Origin of the sequence: Anaerobacillus sp. 1_MG-2023, assembly GCF_030547345.1 — a bacterium.
In the GTDB taxonomy this organism is placed as follows: Bacteria; Bacillota; Bacilli; order Bacillales; family Guptibacillaceae; genus Guptibacillus; species Guptibacillus hwajinpoensis_B.
This window is the reverse complement of sequence record NZ_JAUORD010000263.1, coordinates 1-235: the sequence shown is the minus strand read 5'-3', so window position 1 is coordinate 235 and position 235 is coordinate 1. Positions and strand designations below refer to the sequence as shown.

The 235-nt window shown below is 40.0% G+C and carries 1 protein-coding gene; it reads left to right on the top strand.

Going from position 1 to position 235, the window contains the following annotated elements; all coding sequences use genetic code 11:
* The coding region (locus tag Q4550_RS24100) for a fatty acid desaturase (RefSeq protein ID WP_303536797.1) at positions 1 to 235 on the top strand (235 nt) is incomplete at both ends.

The following is a 235-nucleotide window of genomic DNA, read 5'->3' as shown; positions in this document are numbered from 1 at the left end:
GTCTCACCGTTACAGTACCAAAAATAGTGGACATTCTTCATTTCAACAACTCGTATCACACAGAACATCATCTGTTTCCTGGGATGAATCCGAAATATTATACACTTGTGAAAGAGAAGATTAAAACAATGTGGCCAGATCGATACCTCGAGATGCCAATGACAAGAGCCCTCATCACTCTCTGGCTTACGCCTCGTGTTTTTCATGAACAGACAAATTTATTTGTTACGAGAAC